Origin of the sequence: Mesorhizobium sp. M0761 (genome assembly GCF_040320205.1) — a bacterium.
Lineage (GTDB): Bacteria > Pseudomonadota > Alphaproteobacteria > Rhizobiales > Rhizobiaceae > Mesorhizobium.
In genome coordinates this window covers 391818-414530 of record NZ_JAMYPF010000002.1, presented here as the reverse complement: position 1 = coordinate 414530, position 22713 = coordinate 391818, and the positions used below count along the sequence as shown (strand labels likewise).

General features: G+C 63.9%; 28 protein-coding genes and 1 tRNA gene. 12 read left to right on the top strand and 17 right to left on the bottom strand.

The features are described from left to right. Positions 1–34: 34 nt before the first annotated feature. The 8 genes from NKI32_RS04975 to ureC all read right to left on the bottom strand — a co-directional run bounded on the left by NKI32_RS04975 (position 35) and on the right by ureC (position 6363). On the bottom strand, positions 35–802 hold the full coding sequence (locus NKI32_RS04975; protein WP_353002115.1) for a class II aldolase and adducin N-terminal domain-containing protein: 768 nt from the start codon (positions 800–802) through the stop codon (positions 35–37). Positions 803–868: 66 nt separating this feature from the next. Then, on the bottom strand, positions 869–1501 hold the full coding sequence (gene ureG, locus NKI32_RS04970; protein ID WP_023671240.1) for an urease accessory protein UreG: 633 nt from the start codon (positions 1499–1501) through the stop codon (positions 869–871). Continuing rightward, a complete protein-coding gene (locus tag NKI32_RS04965; protein ID WP_023745871.1) occupies positions 1498–1956 on the bottom strand; it encodes a DUF3995 domain-containing protein in 459 nt (152 codons plus the stop codon). The genes ureG and NKI32_RS04965 overlap by 4 nt, the downstream gene beginning before the upstream one ends. After that, complete coding sequence (locus tag NKI32_RS04960) at positions 1953–2624, bottom strand: urease accessory protein UreF (protein WP_023693083.1); 672 nt, start codon at positions 2622–2624, stop codon at positions 1953–1955. Before NKI32_RS04960 ends, NKI32_RS04965 begins: the two co-directional genes overlap by 4 nt. Beyond that, the gene (locus tag NKI32_RS04955; RefSeq protein WP_352916899.1) at positions 2617–3219 is read right to left on the bottom strand and encodes an urease accessory protein UreE; all 603 of its coding nucleotides are present in this window, start codon (positions 3217–3219) and stop codon (positions 2617–2619) included. Before NKI32_RS04955 ends, NKI32_RS04960 begins: the two co-directional genes overlap by 8 nt. Then, complete coding sequence (locus NKI32_RS04950; protein ID WP_353002112.1) at positions 3216–3821, bottom strand: glutathione S-transferase family protein; 606 nt, start codon at positions 3819–3821, stop codon at positions 3216–3218. Before NKI32_RS04950 ends, NKI32_RS04955 begins: the two co-directional genes overlap by 4 nt. A 143-nt stretch (positions 3822–3964) precedes the next feature. Then, positions 3965–4558 carry a hypothetical protein gene (locus tag NKI32_RS04945; RefSeq protein WP_353002110.1) on the bottom strand — a complete coding sequence of 198 codons (594 nt, stop codon included), beginning with the start codon at positions 4556–4558 and terminating at the stop codon, positions 3965–3967. A 92-nt stretch (positions 4559–4650) separates the two neighbouring features. Beyond that, the gene (ureC, locus tag NKI32_RS04940) at positions 4651–6363 is read right to left on the bottom strand and encodes an urease subunit alpha (RefSeq protein ID WP_031245402.1); all 1713 of its coding nucleotides are present in this window, start codon (positions 6361–6363) and stop codon (positions 4651–4653) included. 180 nt (positions 6364–6543) lie between these two features. Between ureC and NKI32_RS04935 the strand changes: the two genes are divergently transcribed. Further along, positions 6544–6906 (top strand): hypothetical protein, encoded by a 363-nt coding sequence (locus NKI32_RS04935; protein WP_023671233.1) that lies wholly within the window; start codon positions 6544–6546, stop codon positions 6904–6906. A 123-nt stretch (positions 6907–7029) separates the two neighbouring features. After that, positions 7030–7527 (top strand): hypothetical protein, encoded by a 498-nt coding sequence (locus NKI32_RS04930; protein WP_023750389.1) that lies wholly within the window; start codon positions 7030–7032, stop codon positions 7525–7527. Between the two features lie 26 nt (positions 7528–7553). Here the strand turns inward: NKI32_RS04930 and NKI32_RS04925 are convergent, their stop codons facing one another. From NKI32_RS04925 to NKI32_RS04905, 5 genes are read right to left on the bottom strand one after another with little or no spacing between them, the layout of a single operon-like run. Next, positions 7554–7859 carry an urease subunit beta gene (locus NKI32_RS04925; protein WP_353002108.1) on the bottom strand — a complete coding sequence of 102 codons (306 nt, stop codon included), beginning with the start codon at positions 7857–7859 and terminating at the stop codon, positions 7554–7556. Positions 7860–7867: 8 nt separating this feature from the next. Then, positions 7868–8461 carry a HupE/UreJ family protein gene (locus tag NKI32_RS04920; RefSeq protein ID WP_353002106.1) on the bottom strand — a complete coding sequence of 198 codons (594 nt, stop codon included), beginning with the start codon at positions 8459–8461 and terminating at the stop codon, positions 7868–7870. Between the two features lie 29 nt (positions 8462–8490). Then, complete coding sequence (locus NKI32_RS04915) at positions 8491–8745, bottom strand: DUF1272 domain-containing protein (RefSeq protein WP_023671229.1); 255 nt, start codon at positions 8743–8745, stop codon at positions 8491–8493. A gap of 10 nt (positions 8746–8755) precedes the next feature. Beyond that, a complete protein-coding gene (locus NKI32_RS04910; protein ID WP_023693076.1) occupies positions 8756–9058 on the bottom strand; it encodes an urease subunit gamma in 303 nt (100 codons plus the stop codon). 30 nt (positions 9059–9088) lie between these two features. Beyond that, the gene (locus tag NKI32_RS04905) at positions 9089–9910 is read right to left on the bottom strand and encodes an urease accessory protein UreD (RefSeq protein WP_084568503.1); all 822 of its coding nucleotides are present in this window, start codon (positions 9908–9910) and stop codon (positions 9089–9091) included. A 235-nt stretch (positions 9911–10145) separates the two neighbouring features. On the opposite strand from NKI32_RS04905, the gene NKI32_RS04900 reads away from it, so the two are divergent. From NKI32_RS04900 to NKI32_RS04890, 3 genes are all read left to right on the top strand, one after another. Then, positions 10146–10400, top strand: coding sequence for an acyl carrier protein (locus NKI32_RS04900; protein WP_023671226.1), 255 nt, complete (start codon positions 10146–10148; stop codon positions 10398–10400). A gap of 5 nt (positions 10401–10405) precedes the next feature. Beyond that, positions 10406–11614 (top strand): beta-ketoacyl-[acyl-carrier-protein] synthase family protein, encoded by a 1209-nt coding sequence (locus tag NKI32_RS04895; RefSeq protein WP_353002104.1) that lies wholly within the window; start codon positions 10406–10408, stop codon positions 11612–11614. Positions 11615–11767: 153 nt separating this feature from the next. Further along, on the top strand, positions 11768–12472 hold the full coding sequence (locus tag NKI32_RS04890) for a glutathione S-transferase family protein (RefSeq protein WP_353002102.1): 705 nt from the start codon (positions 11768–11770) through the stop codon (positions 12470–12472). Between the two features lie 25 nt (positions 12473–12497). Here NKI32_RS04890 and NKI32_RS04885 read toward each other — a convergent pair whose 3' ends face one another. The 4 genes from NKI32_RS04885 to NKI32_RS04870 all read right to left on the bottom strand — a co-directional run bounded on the left by NKI32_RS04885 (position 12498) and on the right by NKI32_RS04870 (position 16984). After that, the gene (locus NKI32_RS04885) at positions 12498–12869 is read right to left on the bottom strand and encodes a hypothetical protein (RefSeq protein ID WP_353002100.1); all 372 of its coding nucleotides are present in this window, start codon (positions 12867–12869) and stop codon (positions 12498–12500) included. 85 nt (positions 12870–12954) lie between these two features. Next, positions 12955–13575, bottom strand: a complete 621-nt coding sequence (locus tag NKI32_RS04880; RefSeq protein ID WP_023671222.1) for a nucleoside triphosphate hydrolase — start codon at positions 13573–13575, stop codon at positions 12955–12957. Between the two features lie 269 nt (positions 13576–13844). After that, the gene (locus NKI32_RS04875; RefSeq protein ID WP_023755467.1) at positions 13845–14936 is read right to left on the bottom strand and encodes a hypothetical protein; all 1092 of its coding nucleotides are present in this window, start codon (positions 14934–14936) and stop codon (positions 13845–13847) included. 236 nt (positions 14937–15172) lie between these two features. Then, on the bottom strand, positions 15173–16984 hold the full coding sequence (locus NKI32_RS04870; protein WP_023714517.1) for a methyl-accepting chemotaxis protein: 1812 nt from the start codon (positions 16982–16984) through the stop codon (positions 15173–15175). Between the two features lie 236 nt (positions 16985–17220). On the opposite strand from NKI32_RS04870, the gene NKI32_RS04865 reads away from it, so the two are divergent. From NKI32_RS04865 to NKI32_RS04835, 7 genes are all read left to right on the top strand, one after another. Further along, positions 17221–18192, top strand: a complete 972-nt coding sequence (locus tag NKI32_RS04865; protein WP_023806261.1) for a D-alanyl-D-alanine carboxypeptidase family protein — start codon at positions 17221–17223, stop codon at positions 18190–18192. Positions 18193–18611: 419 nt separating this feature from the next. After that, positions 18612–19514, top strand: coding sequence for a DUF1003 domain-containing protein (locus NKI32_RS04860; RefSeq protein WP_023745876.1), 903 nt, complete (start codon positions 18612–18614; stop codon positions 19512–19514). Positions 19515–19676: 162 nt separating this feature from the next. Next, positions 19677–19753, top strand: a tRNA-Arg gene (locus NKI32_RS04855). A 264-nt stretch (positions 19754–20017) separates the two neighbouring features. Then, positions 20018–20284, top strand: coding sequence for an acylphosphatase (locus tag NKI32_RS04850; protein ID WP_023714515.1), 267 nt, complete (start codon positions 20018–20020; stop codon positions 20282–20284). Positions 20285–20561: 277 nt separating this feature from the next. After that, the gene (locus NKI32_RS04845; protein ID WP_023714514.1) at positions 20562–21215 is read left to right on the top strand and encodes a Rieske 2Fe-2S domain-containing protein; all 654 of its coding nucleotides are present in this window, start codon (positions 20562–20564) and stop codon (positions 21213–21215) included. Next, complete coding sequence (locus NKI32_RS04840) at positions 21212–22057, top strand: aromatic ring-hydroxylating oxygenase subunit alpha (protein ID WP_023699367.1); 846 nt, start codon at positions 21212–21214, stop codon at positions 22055–22057. The genes NKI32_RS04845 and NKI32_RS04840 overlap by 4 nt, the downstream gene beginning before the upstream one ends. Continuing rightward, positions 22054–22713, top strand: coding sequence for a glutathione S-transferase family protein (locus tag NKI32_RS04835; RefSeq protein ID WP_023689145.1), 660 nt, complete (start codon positions 22054–22056; stop codon positions 22711–22713). The genes NKI32_RS04840 and NKI32_RS04835 overlap by 4 nt, the downstream gene beginning before the upstream one ends.

The following is a 22713-nucleotide window of genomic DNA, read 5'->3' as shown; positions in this document are numbered from 1 at the left end:
TTCTCCCCGTGAACGGGGAGAAGGGTGAACTCATTCAGCTGCGGTACACCGGCTCCTCCTCGTCGAGGATCGCCTTCAGCTCGGCAAGGTGACGCTCCGCCTGGCCGGGATAGTCGTCCATTTCGCTGGCGGCCTTTTCGGCAATGGCGTCGGAGAGCGTGCGCAGCGGCCGGCCGGTCCACAGCGCCTTGATGTAGGTCTCGGCGGCGCGTTCGAAATAGAACATGCGGTTGAAGGCGTCGGCGACGGTGTCACCGATGACCATGACGCCGTGATTGCCCATCACCATCACCTTGACCTTAGGGTCGGTGAGCAGTTGCGAGCAGCGCTCGCCCTCTTCCTCGAAGGCCAGCCCGCCATAATGGGCGTCGACGACGTGGCGGTTGAAGAACATGGCCGAGTTCTGATCGATCGGCGGCAGGGTCGAGTCGGCCAGCGATGCAAGCACGGTGGCATGAATGGAATGCACATGCATGGCGCAGCGCGCATGCGGCACATTGCGGTGGATGGCGCCGTGCAGGCCCCAGGCCGTCGGGTCAGGCGCGTTGGGGCCAGTCAGTGTGTCGGGATCATTGGCGTCGATCAGCAGAAGGTCGCTCGCCTTGATGCGCGAGAAATGCACCTGGTTGGGGTTCATCAGGAATTTGCTGCCGGCCTCGTTGACCGACAGCGAGAAGTGGTTGGCCACGGCTTCATGCATGTTGAGCCGCGCCGTCCAGCGGAAGGCGGCGGCAAGGTCGACGCGCTCCTCATAATAGGGCAGGTTGGTCAGCGGCTCTTTCTGCAAACGGGCGATGCTCATCAAAAAATCCTCCATTTCCCCGAGAATGCCGCGCCCAATGCCGACCAGCAACCGGTAAGTACTGGGTCAGGCCGCCGAGCGGGCCGACTGCAGCCCGCCATGTTCGACGATGAAGTCGATGACTTCCTGCAGTCCCTTGCCGCGCGATAGATCGGTGAAGCCGAACGGGCGCTTGCCCCGCATTCGGGCGGCGTCGCTCTCCATGACATCGAGGTTGACGTTTACATAGGGCGCCAGATCGCTCTTGTTGATGACCAGGAAATCGGAACGGGTGATCGCCGGCCCGCCCTTCCTGGGGATTTCCTCGCCCTGGCAAACCGAGATGACATAGAGGGTCAGGTCGGCAAGGTCCGGCGAGAAGGTGGCGGCAAGATTGTCGCCGCCGGATTCGATGAAGACGATGTCGAGATCGGGGAATTTCCTGTTCAGCCCGGCGATCGCCTGCAAATTGATCGAGGCGTCCTCACGGATGGCGGTGTGCGGGCAGCCGCCGGTCTCCACGCCGACGATGCGGTCCTCAGGCAGCGCCTGCAGGCGAGCCAGCATCATGGCGTCTTCCTTGGTGTAGATGTCGTTGGTGACGACGGCGATGGAGAAATCGTCGCGCAGCGCCTTGCAGAGCTTTTCGGTTAGCGTCGTCTTGCCGGAGCCGACGGGACCGCCGATGCCGATGCGCAGGGGACCGTTGGCCTGAGTCATAGCGAAAAATCCGTCATGCCGAAAAACTCCGTGATGGCGAGGATGGCGAAGCTGAGCCCGATCAACAGGCAGAGCGGCGAATAGAAGCTGACATCGAGCCGCGCAAAAGGCTGTTCCGGCGCCAGACGGCGCCACCACGGCGTGAAGCCGGCAATGCCGCGGCCGAGGAAGACCAGCCCTATGAGCAGCGCTGTGGCGGCAAGGCCTTCCCTTGGAAAGGGGGTGGCGAAGACCCCGGTCAGCGCCAGCGGCCACAGGGTTGCGAGGCACAGGCACGCGGCAACGGCGAAACAGGCAAACGGCGTCGGCATCTCGTCGACGCCGCGAAAGCCGACGACGGCGTGGGCGCAGGAGACGCCGTCCCTGCCCGGCCAGATGCCGCCAAGGCCCCAATAGACATGCAGCGCGGTGATCAGCAGCAGGACGGCCGAGAGGGCGAAGGCGAGGACGATCATGAGCGGAACAGCCTGGAATACTGCGTCTCGTGCTTCATCGCCATGATGTCGGAGATGAAGGCGCAGCCGCCGAGATCGTCCAATGTCGAGCCGGCGGCGCGCGCGGCCGTCGACAGCGCCAACGGCTCGAAGCCGGCGAGCAAGGCCATAGCGTCCGTCTGGCCGACGATGCCGAGTCGGATCGCCGCCTGGACGAGGTTGGAGAAGAAGGCCTGCAGGAAGGCCGACATCGCGTCCTGAAGCGCGATGCCGTTGCCGCCGGCAACGGCGCCGACGGCGACACAGTAGGCGCATTCGGCCGGCAGGCGGCCCAACACCGGATTCGCCCAAGCCGCTGCCGCTTTCAGGAAGGCGGCGCCTTGCAGCATGGTTTCGGTGTGACGCTCACGCGAGCCGGCCAGCGCTTCGGCGAGATCGGCAATTTCATGGAGATCGCCGCCGCCGCGGGCGCGGCGCCAGGCTTCCGTGAAGAGCACGGCGTCGTTCCAGCCCGAGCCCATCTCGACCAGCGTCTCCAGCCAGAAGGCGAGGCTGGCGGTATCGGCAACCAGCCCGTCTTGCCCGGCGCGTTCGAGACCATGGCTGTAGGCAAAGCCGCCGACCGGAAAGGCCGGCGACAGCCACGCCATGAGCCGCAGCAAAGCGATGCCGGATGGCTGGTCAGTCATGATCGTGATGATGCCCGTCATGGGAATGGCTGTGCGAATGCGACTCGCTGTGTGCGTGGGAACGTCCATCATGGGAATGCGCTTCGGCGTGCGCATGCGCATGGCCATGATCGTGACCATGCGCACCTTGGGCGGAATAGGCGCCGCGCACCGGCTTGAACGGTTCGGAGACTTCGCGGACTGTGGCGCCCAGCCCTTCCAGCATAGCCTTGATGACATGGTCGCGCAGGATCAGGATGCGGCCGGGCTCGATCGCTGCCGCCAGATGGCGGTTGCCGATATGCCAGGCAAGCTCCGTCAGATGCACCGCGTCGCGGGCGCGGATATCATAGACCTCTTCGGGTGCCGCGGTGATCTCGACCTGGCCGCCATCCTCCAACACCAGCCGGTCGCCATCGTTCAAGGTCACGGGTTCGGGCAGGTCGACCAGCACCTTGCTGCCGTCGGCAAGCTCGATGGCGCGGCGGCGCAAATGACGCTCGTCATGGGGCAGGACGGCACGGCCGGATCGGGCCGTGGTTACGGCAGTGCCGGCAGGCACCACCGAGACGGCGCGCGGGAATTTGGTGAAGTCGGTGTTCAGGTTGAGTTTCATCGCTTGGCTCCACCGTTAGCCTGGGCTCTCGCACGGGCAGGCCGCGCCAGGACGCGGTCGAAATACGCGTTGACGCGCTCGGATTCGATCGGGAATTTTCCGGCGCGGGCCCAGCCGCCCATGTCGCCCAACAGCACGTCGACGGCGGAAAACCGGTCGCCCAGCGCAAACTCCCGATCTCCCAGCCGGCCGTCGAGCGCCTTGGCCTCCGAGGCGAAATCGTAGGCGGCGGCGGGGCCGACATCGACCCGCACGTCCTTCGGCAACAGGAAGCGGTGGCGCAATTTGTTCCACAGCGGCGCTTCGAATTCGCTCTGGGCAAAATGCATCCAGGAATCCATCTCGGCGCGTCCGGCCACACCTGGATTGGCGCCCATGCCTTTGTCGGCGTGCTTGTCGGCGAGATAGACGCAGATTGCCGCCGAATCGGTCACCGTCAGTTCGCCATCGATCAGGATCGGCACCTTGCCCGACGGGTTGAGCGCATAGGCTTCGGGCGAACGCAATTTGACCTCGACGAATTCATAGGGCTGCCCGAGTTCCTCGAGCATCCACAGAACGCGGCTGACGCGGGATCCACGCGATCCTATGGCCTTGTACACGGTTGAACCCTCTTTCCCGCGACCCTAAAGCGTTTCACCGTTTCAGGGAAACGGCGAACCGCTCTATCTCTTTGTTCTTGCGCAATTCGGGACGGAAAACCGATCACATTTTTGCTGGAATTGCTCTAGACGATTGCGCTCGCTCAGACGATGGTGTCGAAGAGCCGCAGGATGAACGATATCTGATAGATCAGCGTGCCGGCGACGAAGGCGATGTGGAAACGGCGGTCACGCACCAGTATGGCGGCAATGGACAACACCACGAAAACCGGCGTTCGGAACAGATATTCATTGCCGTAGCGGGCGAAATGCTCGGGACCTTTCAGCAGCGTGTCGACAACATCGAGCAGATAGGTGGCCGCCAGCAGGCCGAAGAACCAGCCACGGCGCGAATAGAAGAAATCCTCGTAGCTGGTGTAGTCGAGCATCGAATCCGGAAACAGCAGCGCGCACAGCAGGAACAGCGTGATGGCGTAGAAGATCAGGAACAGGTACTTGCCGAAAGTCCAGACCTCTATGGTGTAGAGGCCGAACTCCCACCACCAGAAATGCACCAGCAGCAACAGCATGGAGGCGACCCAGCCGAGGTGCACGGGATAGAGCCTGTACTGGCCGGGATGCTGGACGATTCGCGCCACCCCCGACAGCAGGCGAGCGACGCCAAGTCCGATCACCATGCCCATGACGATGCGGATATGCGGGAAGATGTCGTGGGCGGAGGCTATTTCGGTGGCCATGACCTGCTACGCGGTTTCTTTGAGCCGCATATTGCGGCGGCACCGACCGGCTCGCAATGGAATTTGCCGGGTCGATCAAATCGCCCCTCGCCTCAAAACAGGAAATACCGCTGCGCCATCGGCAGCACGGTTGCCGGCTCGCAAGTCAAGAGTTCGCCATCGGCGCGAACCTCATAGGTTTCGGGATCGACCTCGATATGCGGCGTGGCGTCGTTGAGGATCATCGAGTGCTTGCCGATGCCGCCGCGGGTATTTTCGACCGCGACGAACTGCTTGTCGACGCCGAGCCTGCCATGCAGGCCGGACTCCAGCGCCGCCTTCGAAACGAAGGTCACCGACGAGTTGGTCCTGGCCTTGCCATAGGCGCCGAACATCGGGCGGTAGTGCATGGGCTGGGGGGTCGGGATAGAGGCGTTGGGGTCGCCCATCGGGGCTGCGGCTATCATGCCGCCGATCAGCACCATGTCCGGTTTGACGCCGAAGAAGGCTGGGTTCCACAGCACCAGATCGGCGCGCTTGCCGACCGCGATCGACCCGATGTCCCTGGACAGCCCATGCGCGATGGCCGGGTTGATGGTGTATTTGGCGATGTAGCGGCGGACGCGGAAATTGTCGTTGTTGCCGGTCTCCTGCGGCAATGACCCGCGCTGGCGCTTCATCTTGTCGGCGGTCTGCCAGGTGCGGATCGCCACCTCGCCGACACGGCCCATGGCCTGCGAGTCCGACGAGATGATCGAGAAGGCGCCGATATCGTGCAAAATGTCTTCCGCCGCGATGGTCTCCTTGCGGATGCGGCTTTCGGCAAAGGCGATGTCTTCAGGGATCGACGGCGACAGATGATGGCACACCATCAGCATGTCGAGATGCTCGGCCAGCGTGTTGACGGTGTAGGGCCGGGTCGGGTTGGTCGAAGACGGAATGACGTTGGGCAGGCCGCAGACCTTGATGATATCGGGCGCATGGCCGCCGCCGGCGCCTTCGGTGTGGAAGGCGTGGATGGTGCGGCCCTTGATGGCGGCGACGGTGTTCTCCACAAAGCCGGATTCGTTCAGCGTGTCGGTGTGGATCATCACCTGCACGTCGTAATCGTCGGCAACCGACAGGCAGCAGTCGATGGCCGCCGGCGTCGTGCCCCAGTCCTCGTGCAGCTTCAGCGAGCAGGCCCCGCCCAGCACCATTTCCTCAAGCGCCGCCGGCAGCGAGGCGTTGCCCTTTCCGGACAGGCCGATGTTCATCGGGAAAGCGTCGAAGGACTGGATCATGCGCGCCATGTGCCAGGGTCCGGGCGTGCAGGTGGTGGCCAACGTGCCATGCGCCGGGCCGGTGCCGCCGCCGAGCATGGTGGTGATGCCCGACATCAGCGCTTCGTCGATCTGCTGCGGGCAGATGAAGTGGATGTGCGCGTCGAAGCCGCCGGCGGTGAGGATCTTGCCCTCGCCGGCGATGATCTCGGTACCGGGGCCGATGATGATGGTGACACCGTCCTGCGTGTCGGGATTGCCGGCCTTGCCGATCGCCGCGATGCGGCCGTCCCTGAGACCTATATCGGCCTTGAAGATGCCGGCCGTGGCATCGACCACCAGCGCGTTGGTGATGACGGTGTCGACCGAGCCGCCGGCGCGCGACACCTGGCTCTGGCCCATGCCGTCGCGGATGACCTTGCCGCCGCCGAATTTCACCTCCTCGCCATGGACGGTGAGGTCCTTTTCGACCTCGATAAACAGCTCGGTGTCGGCCAGGCGCACTCTGTCGCCGACCGTCGGGCCATACATCTGCGCGTAGGCGGCGCGGGTAATTCTAGCCATCAGTCAATGCTCCCCAAACGAGAGGCCGGCCGCAGCCGAACTCCACATCGTCGCCATCCAATGGTCATGCAATGACCCGCTCGGCGACACCTTCTGATCCCATTTGGCCGTTGAGGTGGACGTGCCACCCCAAACCGCCCGTTTGCCAAACCCTTGGCCAAATCGATGAAAGGAAAATACATGCGCAAAATCATCGTTCTTGCAGCCGCCGCCACGCTGGCCTCCGCAACCGTAGCCGGCGCCCAGCAACAGCCCACGCCGCAACCGAAGCCGGCGGCGCCCAGCGCTCAGCCGGCGGCGCCGGCGATCCAGAAGGTCAACATCGTCGATATCAGCGAATTGCCCAAGGCCACCCAGACGCAGGTCAATCAGGTGATCGCCCAGCGTGGCGATGCCGGGCTGCAGAAACTGCGCTCTTCGATCGACGCGACGCCGCAGATCAAGTCGGCGCTCGAAGCCAAGGGGCTCACCTCGGCACAGGTGGTCGCCGCCAGCATGACCACCGATGGCGCGCTGACCCTTGTCACCAAGAAGGCAAGCTGAAAGAAGCGCTTGGCGGGCCGGCACCCGGCCCGCCAGCCCACAGGGAACCTTCGCCCGACAGGAGGCGTTTCGTTCCTTTGGCGCCGAACGGCGTTGCACAGAAAAGTCCACCAGGAGCGAGCAATGCCTGTCTTTGCCGACACCAGATGGCTCCAGAGCCTTGCTGCCTGCACATTTCTCGCAGCTTTCGGCCCGCAAGCCGCGCAAGGTCTTGAAAGCGCTGACGCCGTCAACCGGGCCGAGACCGTCAACAGGATCGTCGGCTCCGATGTCCGGCAGGAGGAGGCGCGGACGGAACCACAGACCAACAAGATCATCACCGCGATCGAGCGGACGCGTGAGAACATCGGCGCCGTGCGCAAGACGTCCAAGCTCGATACTGTGGATATCGTCTTCCTCACCGACGCGGCGCGCAGCGAAGGCGGCCCGCCGCCGGCGGTCGAGAGCAAGGTCGAACAGCATCAGGACGACATTGCGGAACTGCGCAAGGAGATCGACGCCAACGCCTTGCTGTTCAACGCCATCGATTCGCGGCGCGTGCTTACGGAAGACGTCCTTGCGGTGGAATTCGACGGCTCGGCAAGAATCGTCATCTACGCGGCGGCCAGGCCGTCGAACTGACCTCAGGGCGCTCGACCCCGTCGATCTCACAGCCTGCCCATGATTTTCTGCTGAAAGCCGTAGACCTCGCGCTTTCCCCCCAATGGCACCAGCGTGACGTCGCGCTCTTGTCCCGGCTCGAAGCGCATGGCCGTGCCGGCGGCGATGTCGAGACGCATGCCGCGGGCTCTGTCGCGATCGAATTTCAATCCCTCATTGGCCTCGAAGAAATGATAGTGGCTGCCGACCTGGATCGGCCGGTCGCCGCTGTTGGCGACCTTCAGCGTCACCGTCGGCAGCCCCTTGTTGAGCTCGATGTCGCCGCTTGCCGTGATGATTTCGCCGGGAATCATCGTTAGCCTCACAAAACGCCGAAGACCAGGCCGGCGCCGACTGCAGCACAAGCGGCGCCAGCGGCGCGGGCAAGCCCGCGAAAGCGCATGCCGAGGCCAAGGCCGGCAGCGATGCCCATGGCATGGAGAAGTGCGGTGGCAACGGCAAAGCCGGCCATATAGTCAAGCCCACCGGCATTTTCCGGCACTTCGGTGCCGTGGGCATGGCCATGGAACAGCGCGAACAGGCCGATGATGGTGACTCCGGCCGAGACCGGCAGATCGACCGCCAACGCCACCAGCAAGCCAAGCGCGACGACGGAGGCAAGGATGCCCGGTTCGACGAAAGGCACCGGCACGTGGAGCATGCCGAACGCGCCGCCGACCAGCATGACGCCGACAAAGGCCAGCGGCCAGGCCCAGATCGCCTTGCCGCCCTTGAGCGCCGCCCACAGGCCGACGGCGACCATGACGGTCATATGGTCGAGGCCGGACAGCGGATGCGCGAAGCCCGCCGCGAAGGACGAGGTGGTGGCGATGCCGACATGGGCATAGGCGGGCATCGCCGCCGCCAGCAGCAGGATCGCTGCAAGCGTGGTGCGTTTGGTTGAAGCAGAGATCATCGGTCTTCCCTTCGAAGCCACGAAAACAATCACGCAGCCTTGCGCGGGCCGCAGCCCTCGGCCTTGAGCACGCGTTGGGTCGAGGCCGGATATTTCACCAGTTTCTCCACTGGGCGGATCGGGCGTGCGGAAAAATTGCCGCCGCAGTTCGGGCAGACGCCGCCCAGCACATGTTCAGCGCAGTCAGCGCAGAAGGTGCATTCAAAGGTGCAGATCAGCGCGTCCGCCGCTTCCGGCGGCAGGTCCTTGTCGCAGCATTCGCAATTCGGTCGCAGTTCCAGCATCGTTTTCTCCTCACCTGATCGGTTCGTGCACGGTCACCAGCTTGGTGCCATCGGGAAAGGTCGCCTCGACCTGCACGTCGTGGATCATCTCGGCGATGCCTTCCATCACCTGCGCGCGGGTAACCACATGGGCGCCGGCCTCCATAAGTTCGGCGACCGGGCGGCCGTCGCGGGCGCCCTCGACGACGAAATCGGTGATCAGCGCGATCGCTTCGGGGTGATTGAGCTTGACGCCGCGTTCCAGCCGCTTGCGCGCCACGATCGCCGCCATGGCGATGAGCAGCTTGTCCTTTTCACGCGGCGTCAGGTTCATGCGCTTTCCTGGATTTGGCCTGGATTTGGCTCAGAGTGACCATAATTTGGGCAGACCCGCCCGCCCGTTGAGCAGTTCGACGAGCGGAACCAGCCGCTTGCGCAGCTGGTAGCCGTCCTCGGCAAACAGCCTCGCAAGAAGCTTGCCAGATTTTTTGACGCTCCAGGCGCTGGCATCGCCGTCGGCGCCGATGATGTCGCGGGCCGCATCGAGCAAGCCTTCGGCCTGCGGCGAAACCATCAGCAGCGTCGCAGCGGCAATGGCGCCGCCGGCGACCGCCGGGCGGCCAAGTGCCGCCGCGATAGCCGGCCCGATGCGGGAATCCTCGGCATGAACGAGCGCACCATCCTGGCGGACACGCCAACGGTCGTGGAAATGGCCGTGCGCGGCCTCTTCGCCCATGGCGAGGCGGCCGAATATGGTGGCTTCAAGCAGCAATGCCTCGGCGCCTGCGGCAAGCTCGACCTCGAGCGTGCGGGCAAAGGCCGAGCGGTCGAAGACGATGGTTTCCTGGGGCAGCCAGGCGATACGCCCGCCCGCGCCGACGCTGAGCTTCACCCGAACTTCGGCGCGGTCGCTTGCGGCACGATAGATCTTTTCGCAGGCCTGGGTGGTTATCGAGGCGGAAGCACCTGGCCCGACATCGATTTCCCAGCCGAGCCGATCGCCGCCGGTCAGACCGCCGGCGGTGTTGATGAGCACGGCTTCGAGCGGATCGGCCGCAACGGCCGGCATGCGGATTTTGGCCGAGCCGTCCTGATAGAGGCGCAAAAGCCGGGTGCGTCCATCCCTGACGCCGCACGCAAGCCGGGCCGCCCCGGCCGCGCGCTGGGCCGGAAGAGCTGAGATCAAGACATGCTGCAACGTATCCACGGCGCTAACGTTAAGCACTCCCGGCGCTTTGTCGATATGGTGCTTGTTGATATAGCTTGTTGCTTGACAGCGTTTCCGTTTCTATAGAGGGAGCCTCTTTGGAACGGTCATGCTGCGCCTGGCGGGTTTTTGAAGGCGACGGCGATTTCAGTCCAGGCAACAGGGGCGCCAACCAATCGGCACCGCGACGTTATAAAATTGGGGAAGGAATCGAATGGCTGACGAGCTGGCAACGGAAATCATCGCCAAGATCAGGGCACATGCGGAGCCCGGTGGCGAAGAGATCACCACCAATACGGAATTGACCGCGCTTGGCATCCATTCCCTGGAACTGACCGAGATCATCTTCGATCTCGAGGAGCAGTACGGCATCGAGATCGAGATGAACACGGTCGATGCCTGGAGCAATCTCAAGAATGTCGGCGATATGGTTGAGGCTGTTCGCGCGCTGATTGCGAAAAAAGCCTGAGCTGAATGCAAAAGCGCGTCGTCATTACCGGCATCGGCGGCATATGCGGGCTCGGCGCCAATGCGCCTGCAATCTGGAACGAAATGCGGGCCGGCCGATCGGCCATCGGTCAAATCAGCAATCCCGGTTTGCATGATTTGAAGGTCAAGGTCGGCTGCGAAATCAAGACGCTGCCCGACCATGGCATCAGCCACAAGCAGACCGTGTCGATGGACCGCTTCAGCCTTTTGGCGACGATTGCCGCGCGCGAAGCCATGCAGCATGCCGGCCTGACATCGACTGAAGCAACCAGCTACCGGATGGGCGCGGTTGTCGGCGTCGGCGTCTGCGGCTGGGAGGCGATCGAGGAGAACTACCGCGCCATCCTGGTCGACGGCAAGAACCGGGCCGGCATCTTCACCGTGCCGAAAGTGATGCCGAGTGCGGCGTCCGGCCATGTCAGCATGAATCTCGGCCTGCGCGGGCCGGTGTTCGGCGTCACTTCGGCCTGCTCCTCGTCCAATCACGCCTTTGCCTCGGCGGTCGACCAGATCCGGCTCGGCCGCGCCGATGTCATGGTCGCCGGCGGCACCGACGCGCCGCTGCTCTGGGGCATCCTGAAAGGCTGGGAAGCCCTGCGGGTGCTGGCGCCCGATACCTGTCGGCCGTTCTCAGCCGATCGCCAGGGCCTGTCGCTCGGCGAAGGTGCTGGAATGGCGGTGCTGGAAACCTATGAACACGCCATGGCGCGCGGCGCGACCATTCTGGCCGAATTTGCCGGAGCCGGCCTTTCCGCCGACGCTTCCGATATCGTCGCGCCGACAGTCGAGGGACCGACGGCGGCGATGCGCGCCTGCCTGGCGGACGCCGGGCTCAATCCCGAGGACGTCGATTATCTCAACGCCCACGGCACCGGCACCAAGGCCAACGACCAGATCGAGACGGCGGCAATCAAGCGCGTCTTCGGCGACCATGCCTACAAGCTGTCGGTGTCGTCGACCAAGTCGATGCATGCCCATTGTCTCGGCGCCTCGGGCGGCCTGGAAATGATCGCCTGCGTGATGGCGATCCGCGAAGGCATCGTGCCGCCGACGGCCAATTTCCGGCAGGCCGACCCCGACTGCGATCTCGACATCACGCCGAATGTGGCGCGCGAGCGCAAGGTGCGCGCGGCGATCAGCAACGGTTTTGCCTTCGGCGGCACCAATGCCGTGGTGGCGTTCAAGGCGGTCTGACGGCAAGCGACTGGCCCTGAGCGACTGGCCCTGAATGACTGCGAAGACGGTGTGCGCACCGTCGGCCGGTTGATCGGCAAAGACGCCGAGGATAATCCTTCGCAACCCGCCAAACGGCGCGAGACCGCGCCAAATTCCCGACCGGAGCTTTCGATGACCGACCTGTCCGTCTTTCCGATCACCAAGCGCTGGCCGGCCAGCCACGCCGACCGCCTGCAGCTCTATTCCGCGACGACGCCGAATGGGGTGAAAGTCTCGATCGCGCTGGAAGAACTCGGCCTGCCCTACGAGGCGCATCTGGTGGATATCGGCAAGGACCAGAGCTGGACGCAGGAATTCCTGTCGCTGAACCCGAACGGCAAGATACCCGCGATCATCGACCCCGACGGGCCGGGCGGCAAGCCGCTCGGCCTGTTCGAATCCGGCGCCATCCTGCTCTACCTCACCGACAAGACCGGCAAGCTGATCCCGGTCGATCCGGCGCGGCGCTACGAGACCATCCAATGGGTGTTCTTCCAGATGGCGGCGATCGGACCGATTTTCGGACAGGTCGGGTTTTTCAATAAATTCGCCGGGCGCGAGATCGCCGACAAGCGGCCGCTGGATCGCTACCGCAATGAATCGCGGCGGCTGATCGGGGTGCTGGAGACGCGGCTGAAGGGTCGAACCTGGATCATGGACGACGACTATACGATCGCCGACATTTCGATGCTGGGCTGGGTGCGCAATCTGATCGGCTTCTACGAGGCGCGCGAACTCGTCGGCTTCGACGACTTCCCCACCGTCGCGGCATGGCTGGAGCGCGGGCTGGCGCGGCCCGCGGTGCAACGCGGCCTGACCATTCCCGCCAGGAATTGACCTCGGCCGGCCGAAGCAACCAGGTCTATTTCGCCTTGGCCTTGCTTTTCGAGCTGCCCTTGCCGATGACGGACGCAGCGAGCGACGCGGCGCCCCTGGCTGTCGCCGCCACCGCACCAGCGGCGACATTGGCAGTCGCCTTGACCGTGCGCATGGCCCCGCCGGCCATCGAGCCGCGGCTTGCCGGCTTCTTGGGTTTGGCGGTTTTCACCGCCACCTTCGCCGTCGCGACCGGTTCTACCTTCCTTGGCGCCGCTTTGCCGAAAGCCGGCTTTGCGTCCTTGGACCGCTCGGCGATCGCCGGGCCGGCGCCTGCCTTGGCCTGCGTGGCCTTTGCCTGCCTGGCTTTGGGTTGAGCGGTCTTGCTCTTGGCGGGTGTTTTTGCCTTGGTTGCCATCTGACGGTTCCCTCACGGCGGCACGATTGCCGATGAGAGATAACGACCTGAAAGTCTTAAGGTTCCCGTTCCGAAGTCCAGCGAACTATGCGGGATCGCCAACAACCAGGTCGGCGGACCTGCGACGGCCGAGCACGCGATCGATGTTGGGCATGTCGTTGGAAGCGATCCAGGCGCGGGCGTCTTCGTCGGAGCGGCCATGCTCGTGCCAGCGCACCAGAAGGCGGCGCTCGAGTTCGGCACGCGGCACATCGACAAAGATGGTGAAGTCGAACAGCGGCGCCAGCCGCGACCACGGCTCCTCGTCCAGCAGGAGGTAATTGCCTTCGACCAGGATGAACTTGGTCTCGGCGGCAACGATGGAGGCGGCGGCGCGCGACAATTCCATGCTGCGGTCGAACACCGGAATGGCGATGTCTGGCTCGCCCGAACGGATGCGCTTCAACAGCGTCTCGAAGCCGGCGAAGTCGAAAGTCTCCGGCGCGCCCTTTCTTGACCGCAGGCCGCGCTGGTCGAGCACGATGTCATCATAGTGGAAGCCGTCCATCGGCACGACTTCAGCCGCGCCCTCCGGCAACAGATCATGCAGGCCGGCCGAGAGCGTCGACTTGCCGGCGCCGGGCGGGCCGGCAATGGCGACGATGAAGCGTTTCGCCTTGCCGGCGCGCTTGAAGATGGTGGCGGCGAGATGGGCGATTTCGGACATTGGGCGCTTCCAGCTATGCTTTGCATCTTGTCGGCAGTTTGAGGAAATTTCAAACCGCGATTTGGGCAATCTCACGACATCCGCCACGTCAGCGCTGCCCCTCGTCGCCCTGCCGGTGTGCAGCCGATAGATGGGTAACACTTCTCCCCCTATGCGTCCGCCGCAGCGCCAAGCAGATTGGTTGGCGCGGCGGTGCGGCGGACAAGCTCCATGTGCCGTGTGTCGAGGATGCCGGCAGGCAGGTGAGGGGCAGGGCCAGCGTTCGAAAATCAGCCGGGCTGGCCGATCCGCAGGAAATCGCTGTCGAATGCGACATCGCGGGTCGAACCATCGGCTCCGGTGAGATGCATGTGACCTGAGGCTGTCCCGATAGCGCGCGGCGGCTCGCCGCTCGCCAGCGGCAGCGTGCCGATGACATGGCGGAAGGAGACTTCGCCGCCGAGGGTAAAAGCGGTCGCGACCCCTTCGCGCTTCAGCCAATTGTCGTCGATCGATGCGGCATGGCCGATGGCGGCGCGGCCGTCCTCGATGCCGAGCACGCCGCGATGGCGGCTGCTCCACGGCGCGTAGTCGCGGCCGCCATTGCTGAACCACAGCATGGTGACCGGAAGCTCCGCCGGGTTCTTCAGCACCAGCACCAGATCCTGTTCGGCCCGGCGCGCCAGCGCCGTCCAGCCCGGACCGTCATGATCGGCTTCGACCAGGGTGATGAAATCCTCGCGCTCATCCTCCATGCGGTAGTCGGTGAGATCGAGCGTGCCGCCGCCAGTGGCTGGAAAGCGCGTCAGATCGGTCGAGCGGGCGGGATAGGAAAGCTTGAAGCGGCCGCGGGCCGGATCGGGCTCCAGCGGTGCGTCCAGTGTCCCGGCAAAGCGCTTCGGCGAAAAGGCCAGCCGGCCGCCATCGCGCATCGCCGCCATCGGATGGTGGGCGGCGGAGACCGCTCCGGAACCGCCGGAAAAGACATGCTCCTGATAGAGAAAGGGATGACTGTTGCGGAGCGTGAAGATCTTGTCGACCGTCGCGCCCATCACCGTGCGGCGCAACCGGAAGACGGCCCGCCAGCCGTCGGATGTCGCTTCGCTGACGGTGACATCCCAGGGGCTGTTGGCCGGCCAGCCATGCAGCGGTGCGGCCTCGATGTCGCTGGCCGAAAACGGTGCGCATAGGAAATCGCCCGACAGCCGCACCGTGCCTTCAGGCAGGTCCGGCGGCAGCGTCTCGCCGGCATCGATCCAGGGCGCGCGGTGCAGCGGCTTCAGCTGGCGGCCATCGCTGTCGACCGTTATGTCGGCGATATGGCCGACAGTGAGATCGAGCGTGACCGAAATGCCCTTTGCCTTGATCGTGACCGTATCCATCCGCGCACCTGCTGATTCTGATGGCAGCGAACAAACCCGCTCCGCGAGGGATGCGCAAGCACAGCGACCGGCATTTTGCATCAGGGCGATTTTTACCCTCCCCCTTGTGGGGAGGGTCGGCGAGCGATCGGAGCGAAGCGGAGATCGATCGACGGGGTGGGGGTAGCGCCCTACGAGGACCCCCACCCCGATCCGCTACGCGGATCGACCCTCCCCACATGGGGGAGGGTGGGCGCCTACTGCCGCTTATACTCGCGCACCGGCGACTTGGTGCCGTCGGTGTAGGTGACCTGCACCGCCATCGACGTCACGTTGTCGGCGACCTTGAAGTAAGGCTGGTAGTCATAAGGAATGGCGTACGGGTCCTTCTTGTCGCAAGGCGGCAGCTTGATCTCCCTGTCGAGCGCCGTGCCGTTCAGGCTGTAGCGCACCTCCTTGATGCCGCAGCGGAACGACAGCATCTGGGAGAAATAGACCAGGCCATGATTGCCGCTGGCGTCGAAGGCGATCCACGACGTCCAGAACTGGTCGAGGATCTGTTTGTTGCCCTGTTGCAGCGCTGCGTCCGGATCGAAACTTATGTTGAACGGCCCGGTCTCGCGGCCCCTGAGATCGAGATACTTGACCCCGATGGTGGTGGCCGTGGTGCTGTCGGGCAATTCGAAGCTCGGATTGGGCATCGGCTTGCCGGTGCGCTGGTCGTTCATCGCCATCAGCCCGGTGTCGGTGAACGGACCTGACACACCCATGCGCCAGGAAATGCCGGTCGCGGCCTCGGGCAGCGAGATGGAGATCGTCCAGCCGGCATTGGAGCGCATCGGCGTCAGCGTCGGGGCAAAGCGTGCTGGGTCGAGCACGTCGCCAAGCGCCGTCAGGCGGGTACGGCTGCGGTCGAGCCAGTCGGCGAGCTGCGTCTGGTCGACGAAATATTTGAGCAGCCCGCCTTCCTTTTCATAGGAGACGAACCTGGTCAGCGCCTCGGCCTCGCTGCGCTTGTCGGACAGCGACTGGACGCCGAGGCGATCCTCGGAAAACTCCTGCGCGAGCAGGTAATAGGCCGGTGCGAAATCCGGATTGGCGGCGATGAAGGCGTTGAGCTTGTCGAGACGCTGGGCATCGTCGAACTGCAGGATATGGACCAGCTTGATCGACAGCGCCTTGGCCTTGTCGGCCAGGGCGCCGAACACTTCGCGGGCGCCGGCCTTGCCGTCCTGCACGCGCAGCAGGGTGGCGAAGCGTGTGTAGGGATCGACGGCGTCGACGTCGAAACCGGCGAAAGCGAGATAGGAGCGCCGCGCATTCAGCATGTCGCCGGAAAGCTCGTAGACGCGGGCATTGTGATAGAATTCGTCCGGCCGCTTCGGCTCGGCGATCGTCCCGCCCTGCGCGGCCAATGCGGCAAAGCCCTTGGCGATGGTGTCGATCGAGGCGGCGATCTGCTCGGTGGTCGCCTGAAGCTTATCCGCCTGCTCGGCCTGTTTCTGCTGGCCGGCAGCGAGCGTTTCGGTCGTCTGCTTGACCGCCTCTACCGACTTTTGCGTCTGCGCGCCCTGCTCAGCCTGCTGCTGCTGGGTCGACGCAATTTCCTCGGTCTTCTTCGCCACCGCGTCGGTCGATTGCTTGACCTGGTCGACCGCCAGCTTCGTCTCGGTTACCGTTTGCTCGATCCTGGCCACCCTGGCCGAGACGATGCCCATCTGCTGCTGCAACTGGGCGATGGCCGGCACCAGGCCGGCGATCACACCGTTCTGCGAATTGGACTGCTGCTGCAGGCCATAGACGCCGCCGGCGACGGCGGCAGCGCTGGTGGCAAAGATCAGCGCCGGCAGCGCCTTGGCGGCCAGCACCAGCCGCAGAACGATGGCAATGGCGATGACGGCGGCGGCAACCGAAGCGACCAGCGCGATATAGGCGGCGAACGGCGCCAGCGGATTGAGGATGTCGGAAGCCGCGCCGCCGATGAAAGCGACGCTGCCGGCCCATTTGCCGGTGCGGCTGAGCGAAGCCCTGATAAGAGATGGCGCAGCCGCGCCGATGTCACCGGTCATTGTCAAATCCCCCAAGCAATTGCCGCCTCTATAGCAGCACCGCGACCCCGCAGGCAAAACAGGACAGGAAGCAGGCGATTTCGGGGCGGGGATTACGGAGTTGGTGAGTAGCGAAGACCGAAGTCACAGCTAATCTCCCCCGCAAGCGGGGAGATTGGCAGCTCCGCCATTAACCAAATGGACGAACACAATGGGTTAGGCTAGGTTCCGGCCCTCTCAGCAACGCCGGACTTGCCTTGCCAAACTTCCATCTACCCTCCCTCGTCCAAAAATTTCTCGCAGCCCTGCTGCTTGTCTTCGTGGCCGGCTGCAGCACCACCGCACCGCCCGACAGCGTGCTGGCGGTGCCGGCGCCGCAGGAGAAATATGCCGCCATCGTAATCGATGCCGGCAGTGGCAAGACGCTGTTCGAGGTCAGTTCGAGGGCGCAACGCTATCCGGCGTCGCTGACCAAGATGATGACGCTCTACCTGCTGTTCGAGGCGCTGGAGACCGGCCGCGTCTCGAAGGAAACCCGGATCCCGGTCTCCGAGAATGCCGCCCGGCAGCCGCCGACCAAATTGCGCTTCAAGCGCGGCGAGAGCATCGATGTCGATTCGGCGATCCGGGCGATCGTGGTCAAGTCGGCCAATGACGTGGCGGTGGCGGTGGGCGAATATCTCGGCGGCTCGGAGAACCAGTTCGCCGCCATGATGACCTCGAAGGCGCGCCAGATCGGCATGAGCAGCACCGTCTTCCGCAACGCATCGGGCCTGCCCGACGATGGCCAGCACACATCGGCGCGCGACATGGCGACGCTGGGGATGGCGCTGCGCGCCCGCTTCCCGCAGCAGTTCCACTATTTCTCCGAAAGCGACTTCATGTTCCGCGGTCGGCTGGTGCGCGGCCACAACGACATGCTCGGCCGGGTGCGCGGCGTCGACGGCATCAAGACCGGCTATATCAGGGCATCCGGTTACAATATCGTCACGTCCTACAATGCCGACGGCCGGCATCTGATCGTGGTGGTGATGGGCGCCGACAGCGCCCGTCAGCGCAACGACCATGTCGAAGCGCTGATCCAGCGCAGTCTTTCGCCGACGCTGGCCGATACCAAGACGCGGCTGATGTTTGCGGGAGACCAGCCGGCAGCATCGCCGCTTCCCGGCCTGCCGCCGCCTGGTTTGCCGGCGCAGTGGTCGCAGTTGCCTGGTTTACCGCCGCAATAGAACCCGTTGTTGGGTGGAGGAACTCTGAAACGCCGGCGGGACAGCACCCCCCTCTGGCCTGCCGGCCATCTCCCCCTCAAGTGGGGAGATTAGCAGCTTCGGCGTCTCGCCTCTTTTTCGTGTTTGGCGAAGCCATGGCGACATCTGATCTCCCCCCTTGAGGGGGAGATGTCCGGCAGGACAGAGGGGGGGTCGTGAAGGATCGCTGCCTCATCTTAACTCTGCAGCAGGCGCAACAGCACTTCGGCGGTCTGGTTGCCGAGCAGCAGGCGAGCGAGGCCCCGGGGGGCTGCGCCGCCACAGGCAATTGCAGCAGGCATTCATCACAAGCGCTTGCACAAGCCCCCAATCTTCACCGCCACAGTGGCTATGGCGTGCCGGCTTGGCGTATCGTGGGCGCGACAGCAGGAGCCGGCATCATGAGCCCAAAACCATCCGAACAGGCCGCCAATGAAAACGACAGCGGCGGCGAGTATTTCGAGGCGCCGACCGACCACGACGCCGAGCTGGTGGCCGACGAGGCGCTGGAAGCGCCCGATGTGCCGGACTCCGAACCTCATGGCCGCCTGAAGCCGAAGCGGAAACCATCGGCGATATCAGGTAGAAAGTTTCGCAAGCGTGACCTGGTGCGCATCGACGACCTCAGGCCGAGCCTGGCCGACCGCATCCGCTCCGATCATCCCGACCTGCCGCGCGGCGCCCGCATCAGCCGGGAGGAGCTCGGCCGTTACCGCATGCGCTACATGGAGGAGCTGCTGCAGCAGGAGCATGGCGAATTCTCCGAGCTCGACCGCCAGGTGGTCGAATCGATCGCCAGGCAGGACACGATTTCGGAAAACTCGGAAGAGGAGTTCGAGGAGCACCGCTCGTTCGCCGACCGCGTCTCCGACAACATGGCGGCTTTCGGCGGCAGCTGGTGGTTCCTGATCTCGTTCGGCAGCGTGCTTGCGGTGTGGATCGGCATCAATTTGATCGCGGGCGTGAGCAGCGCCTTCGACCCCTACCCCTTCATCCTGCTCAACCTGCTGCTCTCCTGTATCGCCGCCATCCAGGCGCCGATCATCATGATGAGCCAGAGACGGACGGAGGCCAAGGACCGCCTGCGCTCGTTCAACGACTACCGGGTGAACCTGAAAGCCGAGCTGGAAGTGCGCCATTTGCACGAAAAGCTCGACTATCTGATCTCGCGCCAATGGACGCGGCTGGCCGAAATGCAGCAGATGCAGCTGGATGCGATGCACGAACTGACCGGCGCGAAGAAGGCGAAGCGGGCGCCGCGCAGGGTGCGCAGGCGGGTGGCGAAGGTGGAGGTGGCGGGGTGAGTCCCGGGCTGAGGCTGCAGGGCGGACGCGAAGTTGCCAAGCCGCGCGACGTGGCTTCGAAAATATCGCCACGCCAATTGCCCGTTGAAGCCCGGCGCGGCTTCCGCTAAGAAGCCGTGGCTGGCCGGCCTATCGGCTGGTTCGTTTTCAGGTTCCTTGAAGGCACCCGTAGCTCAGCTGGATAGAGCGCTGCCCTCCGAAGGCAGAGGTCACAGGTTCGAATCCTGTCGGGTGCGCCAATCTACCCATGTATTACAATAGCTCAGATAACCCTAAAGCGCGTCACGCTGAACGGATCCATGCGACCCGCTTGAAGTCTTTGTTTTAATGCATGTCGTTGTCCCAGAACCGCGGCTCACTTCTGGGCGACATGCATGAGTGCCCGGTGTAGGCATGGGCGATCAGTCCATATTCGGCGTCATGGCGCGTCGATTACCACTTCCGCCCGTTCAGTCAGACGCTATGCTGCCGACCATGACACCAAGGCGCGCGTTCCGTTCGTGATGAAGCAAAGTCAACACCGCTTGCATGAGCGGATGACCATTCGCGGCCACCTCGAACCCGCGTCCTTCCTGCCCTGGATCATGCGCCATGCGGCCAAGCTCGGTCTCGCGCACCACATCGCTCATGCAAGCACCGATCGCATCGAACTCGATATTGCCGGTGCGGCGGAACTGATCGACATGATGGAGATGGGATGTTCGCTTGGGCCCATTGAAGTCTGGGTCGAGACGGTCGACCGCGCGCCTGTCGAGCAAAAAAACATATAGCTTTGCGTGTGGTTACCCTCCGTTTGCACTTAATTTAATCAATATTGCAATTGCGAAATAATTATGCATACGTCAGCCGCATCGAGCGGTTCGCCAACTCCTTGCGCCGGCATCTCTCTGATAGCTTTGCGTGTGGTTACCCTCCGTTTGCACTTAATTTAATCAATATTGCAATTGCGAAATAATTATGCATACGCCGCATCGAGCGGTTCGCCAACTCCTTGCGCCGGCATCTCTCTGGTCGGGAAACAGTAGTATCAGTACGGAAAGTAAGGTCATGCTGTCCGACAAGACGGACACCTGGGTGCCGGTCGCCCTTACCCAGGATCTGCCAACAGGACAGGTAATGCCGGCGCGGACGCCCGCCGGTCCCATTGCCCTCTGGCGAAGCCAATCGGGGCGCTTGGCGGCATCGGCGGATCGCTGTCCGCATCGCGGCATGCGCCTCTCCCATGGCTTCGTGCGCGGCGAGGCGCTCTCCTGCATCTATCACGGCTGGACCTATTCGCAGGCCGGTCAGTGCCTGCGCATTCCTGCCCATCCCAGCCTCACGCCGCCGGAGACGATTCGCGTTGCGACCCGGTTGGTCGAAGAGGCCGGCGGGATCATCTGGGTCGCTGATGGAGAGCCTGATGGCAACCCACCCCTTTTTGAGGGTTACGTGCCGCTCCGTTCATTGACGGCCCGTGCCGGACATTCGGCGCTCTCGGTCGCTGCCGGTACGAAGGCCACCGTTGAAGGATACGTCTGGCAGGCACCCGGCGCGCCGGCAATTCGCCTGCTGCCTATCCCGCGGGAAGCCGGCGAGACGCTGATCCACGTCCTTGTTCCAGCCGATTGCGATGCGTCCGAGCGCATCGCCGCCTCGCGAGCCGCCGAGAGCCTTCGGCGCATGGCCGAAGGGATCGAGGCGAAAGGGGCTGTGCCATGATCGACGATGCGATGCGCGACGAATGGTATCCGGTCGGGCTTTTCAGCCGGCTCGACCGCTATGGGCGCGAGACCACCCTGATGGACGAGCGGATCAAGGTTGCGCTCGACGCCAATGGCGCGGCGAAAGTGACAGGCGAAAACGGGCGCGTGCTGCCGGTTTCGGTGCGCTATGGCCATATCTGGTCGTCGCTCGGCGAACCGAAGAAACCGGTCTTTCCGATTCCCGAGGCAGACCAGCCCGGGCGCCGCTTCGTCGATGTCGGCGTGGTGCGGGTGCGCTGCTCGCCGCTCCGCGCCGTCGAGAACTTCCTCGACATCGCACACTTCCCCTTCGTCCATACCGACATCCTCGGCTCGGAGCCACATACCGAGGTCGAAAACTACAAGGTCGATATCCGCGAGGAAGAGGATGAGGTCTGGGCGACCCAGGTGAAGTTCTACCAGCCGCAGGCGGCGAAATCCGCGAGCGGAGGTATCACGACGGAATACATGTACCGCGTGCCGGCTCCGACCTGCTCAGTCCTCTACAAGACCTGCCCGCCGCGCCCGGGCGAATGGGATGTGATTGCGCTATTCGTCCAGCCGCTTGCCGAGGATCTCTGCGACGTCTGGCCGTGGATGGCGCTTTTTGATGACGAGACGCCACAGACCGACCTCATCCATTTCCAGCAGACGATTTTCCTGCAGGACCGCTCGATCCTCGAAAACCAGATCCCGCGTCTTTTGCCGCTCGATCCCGGCATGGAAATCCCGACGCGCGCCGACCTGACCTCGGTCGCCTATCGCCGCTGGCTGAAGCGCCACAATTATACCTACGGCGCGCAATTGGTGGCACAATGAAGCTTTACGACTACATCCTCTCCCCAAGTTGCTACAAGGTGCGCCTGATGGCGACGCTGTCAGGTGTGAAGCTCGAAATCCGCCCGGTCGACTTCCATCCCGGCGCCGAGCATCGTGGCCCCGAGCTTATGGCGCTTAATCCGGGAGGCTCCATCCCGATCCTTGAAGACGGCGACCTGATCCTGACCGAGTCTTCCGCCATGCTTGGCTATCTCGCCGCGAAGGCAGCACCGGCCTGGCTCGGCAGCGGCGCCCCCGAGGAGACGGCGCGCATCCAGCAATGGCTTTCCTTCTCGCACAGGCTGACCGCCAACCTCGGCGGCGCGCGCCTGCATGAGATGCTGCTGCGCCCCGGTGACATCGGTGCGCTTCAGGCCAATGGCATAGCGGCACTGCGTGAGCTGGAAGCCGGCCTCTTCGAACAAAAAATGCGTGGCGACCGGTTTCTCGCTTCCGACCGGCCGACGATTGCCGACATTGCTTGCTTTCCCTATGTCGCGCTCGCGCCCGACGGCGGCGTTTCCCTCGATTCGTATCCCACGATCCGGCTCTGGTCGCGAGCGCTCCGCAGCCTCGACAATTTCATCGAGATGCCCGGTATCCACCGGCTGCACGAGTTGAAGCCCGAACCGCGACCCATGCTGGACGAGGCGTGA

Excerpts from the sequence above, each read along its gene's own strand:
- ureC (WP_031245402.1), bottom strand. The coding sequence starts at position 6,363 with ATGGCTAGAATTACCCGCGCCGCCTACGCGCAGATGTATGGCCCGACG.
- NKI32_RS04930 (WP_023750389.1), top strand. The coding sequence starts at position 7,030 with ATGCCTGTCTTTGCCGACACCAGATGGCTCCAGAGCCTTGCTGCCTGC.
- NKI32_RS04915 (WP_023671229.1), bottom strand. The coding sequence starts at position 8,745 with ATGCTGGAACTGCGACCGAATTGCGAATGCTGCGACAAGGACCTGCCG.
- NKI32_RS04920 (WP_353002106.1), bottom strand. The coding sequence starts at position 8,461 with ATGATCTCTGCTTCAACCAAACGCACCACGCTTGCAGCGATCCTGCTG.
- NKI32_RS04895 (WP_353002104.1), top strand. The coding sequence starts at position 10,406 with ATGCAAAAGCGCGTCGTCATTACCGGCATCGGCGGCATATGCGGGCTC.
- NKI32_RS04845 (WP_023714514.1), top strand. The coding sequence starts at position 20,562 with ATGCTGTCCGACAAGACGGACACCTGGGTGCCGGTCGCCCTTACCCAG.
- NKI32_RS04835 (WP_023689145.1), top strand. The coding sequence starts at position 22,054 with ATGAAGCTTTACGACTACATCCTCTCCCCAAGTTGCTACAAGGTGCGC.
- NKI32_RS04885 (WP_353002100.1), bottom strand. The coding sequence starts at position 12,869 with ATGGCAACCAAGGCAAAAACACCCGCCAAGAGCAAGACCGCTCAACCC.
- NKI32_RS04975 (WP_353002115.1), bottom strand. The coding sequence starts at position 802 with ATGAGCATCGCCCGTTTGCAGAAAGAGCCGCTGACCAACCTGCCCTAT.
- NKI32_RS04875 (WP_023755467.1), bottom strand. The coding sequence starts at position 14,936 with ATGGATACGGTCACGATCAAGGCAAAGGGCATTTCGGTCACGCTCGAT.
- NKI32_RS04900 (WP_023671226.1), top strand. The coding sequence starts at position 10,146 with ATGGCTGACGAGCTGGCAACGGAAATCATCGCCAAGATCAGGGCACAT.
- NKI32_RS04945 (WP_353002110.1), bottom strand. The coding sequence starts at position 4,558 with ATGGCCACCGAAATAGCCTCCGCCCACGACATCTTCCCGCATATCCGC.
- NKI32_RS04890 (WP_353002102.1), top strand. The coding sequence starts at position 11,768 with ATGACCGACCTGTCCGTCTTTCCGATCACCAAGCGCTGGCCGGCCAGC.
- NKI32_RS04840 (WP_023699367.1), top strand. The coding sequence starts at position 21,212 with ATGATCGACGATGCGATGCGCGACGAATGGTATCCGGTCGGGCTTTTC.
- NKI32_RS04925 (WP_353002108.1), bottom strand. The coding sequence starts at position 7,859 with ATGATTCCCGGCGAAATCATCACGGCAAGCGGCGACATCGAGCTCAAC.
- NKI32_RS04960 (WP_023693083.1), bottom strand. The coding sequence starts at position 2,624 with ATGACTGACCAGCCATCCGGCATCGCTTTGCTGCGGCTCATGGCGTGG.
- NKI32_RS04965 (WP_023745871.1), bottom strand. The coding sequence starts at position 1,956 with ATGATCGTCCTCGCCTTCGCCCTCTCGGCCGTCCTGCTGCTGATCACC.
- NKI32_RS04860 (WP_023745876.1), top strand. The coding sequence starts at position 18,612 with ATGAGCCCAAAACCATCCGAACAGGCCGCCAATGAAAACGACAGCGGC.
- NKI32_RS04880 (WP_023671222.1), bottom strand. The coding sequence starts at position 13,575 with ATGTCCGAAATCGCCCATCTCGCCGCCACCATCTTCAAGCGCGCCGGC.
- NKI32_RS04935 (WP_023671233.1), top strand. The coding sequence starts at position 6,544 with ATGCGCAAAATCATCGTTCTTGCAGCCGCCGCCACGCTGGCCTCCGCA.
- NKI32_RS04850 (WP_023714515.1), top strand. The coding sequence starts at position 20,018 with ATGAAGCAAAGTCAACACCGCTTGCATGAGCGGATGACCATTCGCGGC.
- NKI32_RS04910 (WP_023693076.1), bottom strand. The coding sequence starts at position 9,058 with ATGAACCTGACGCCGCGTGAAAAGGACAAGCTGCTCATCGCCATGGCG.
- NKI32_RS04955 (WP_352916899.1), bottom strand. The coding sequence starts at position 3,219 with ATGAAACTCAACCTGAACACCGACTTCACCAAATTCCCGCGCGCCGTC.
- NKI32_RS04870 (WP_023714517.1), bottom strand. The coding sequence starts at position 16,984 with ATGACCGGTGACATCGGCGCGGCTGCGCCATCTCTTATCAGGGCTTCG.
- ureG (WP_023671240.1), bottom strand. The coding sequence starts at position 1,501 with ATGACTCAGGCCAACGGTCCCCTGCGCATCGGCATCGGCGGTCCCGTC.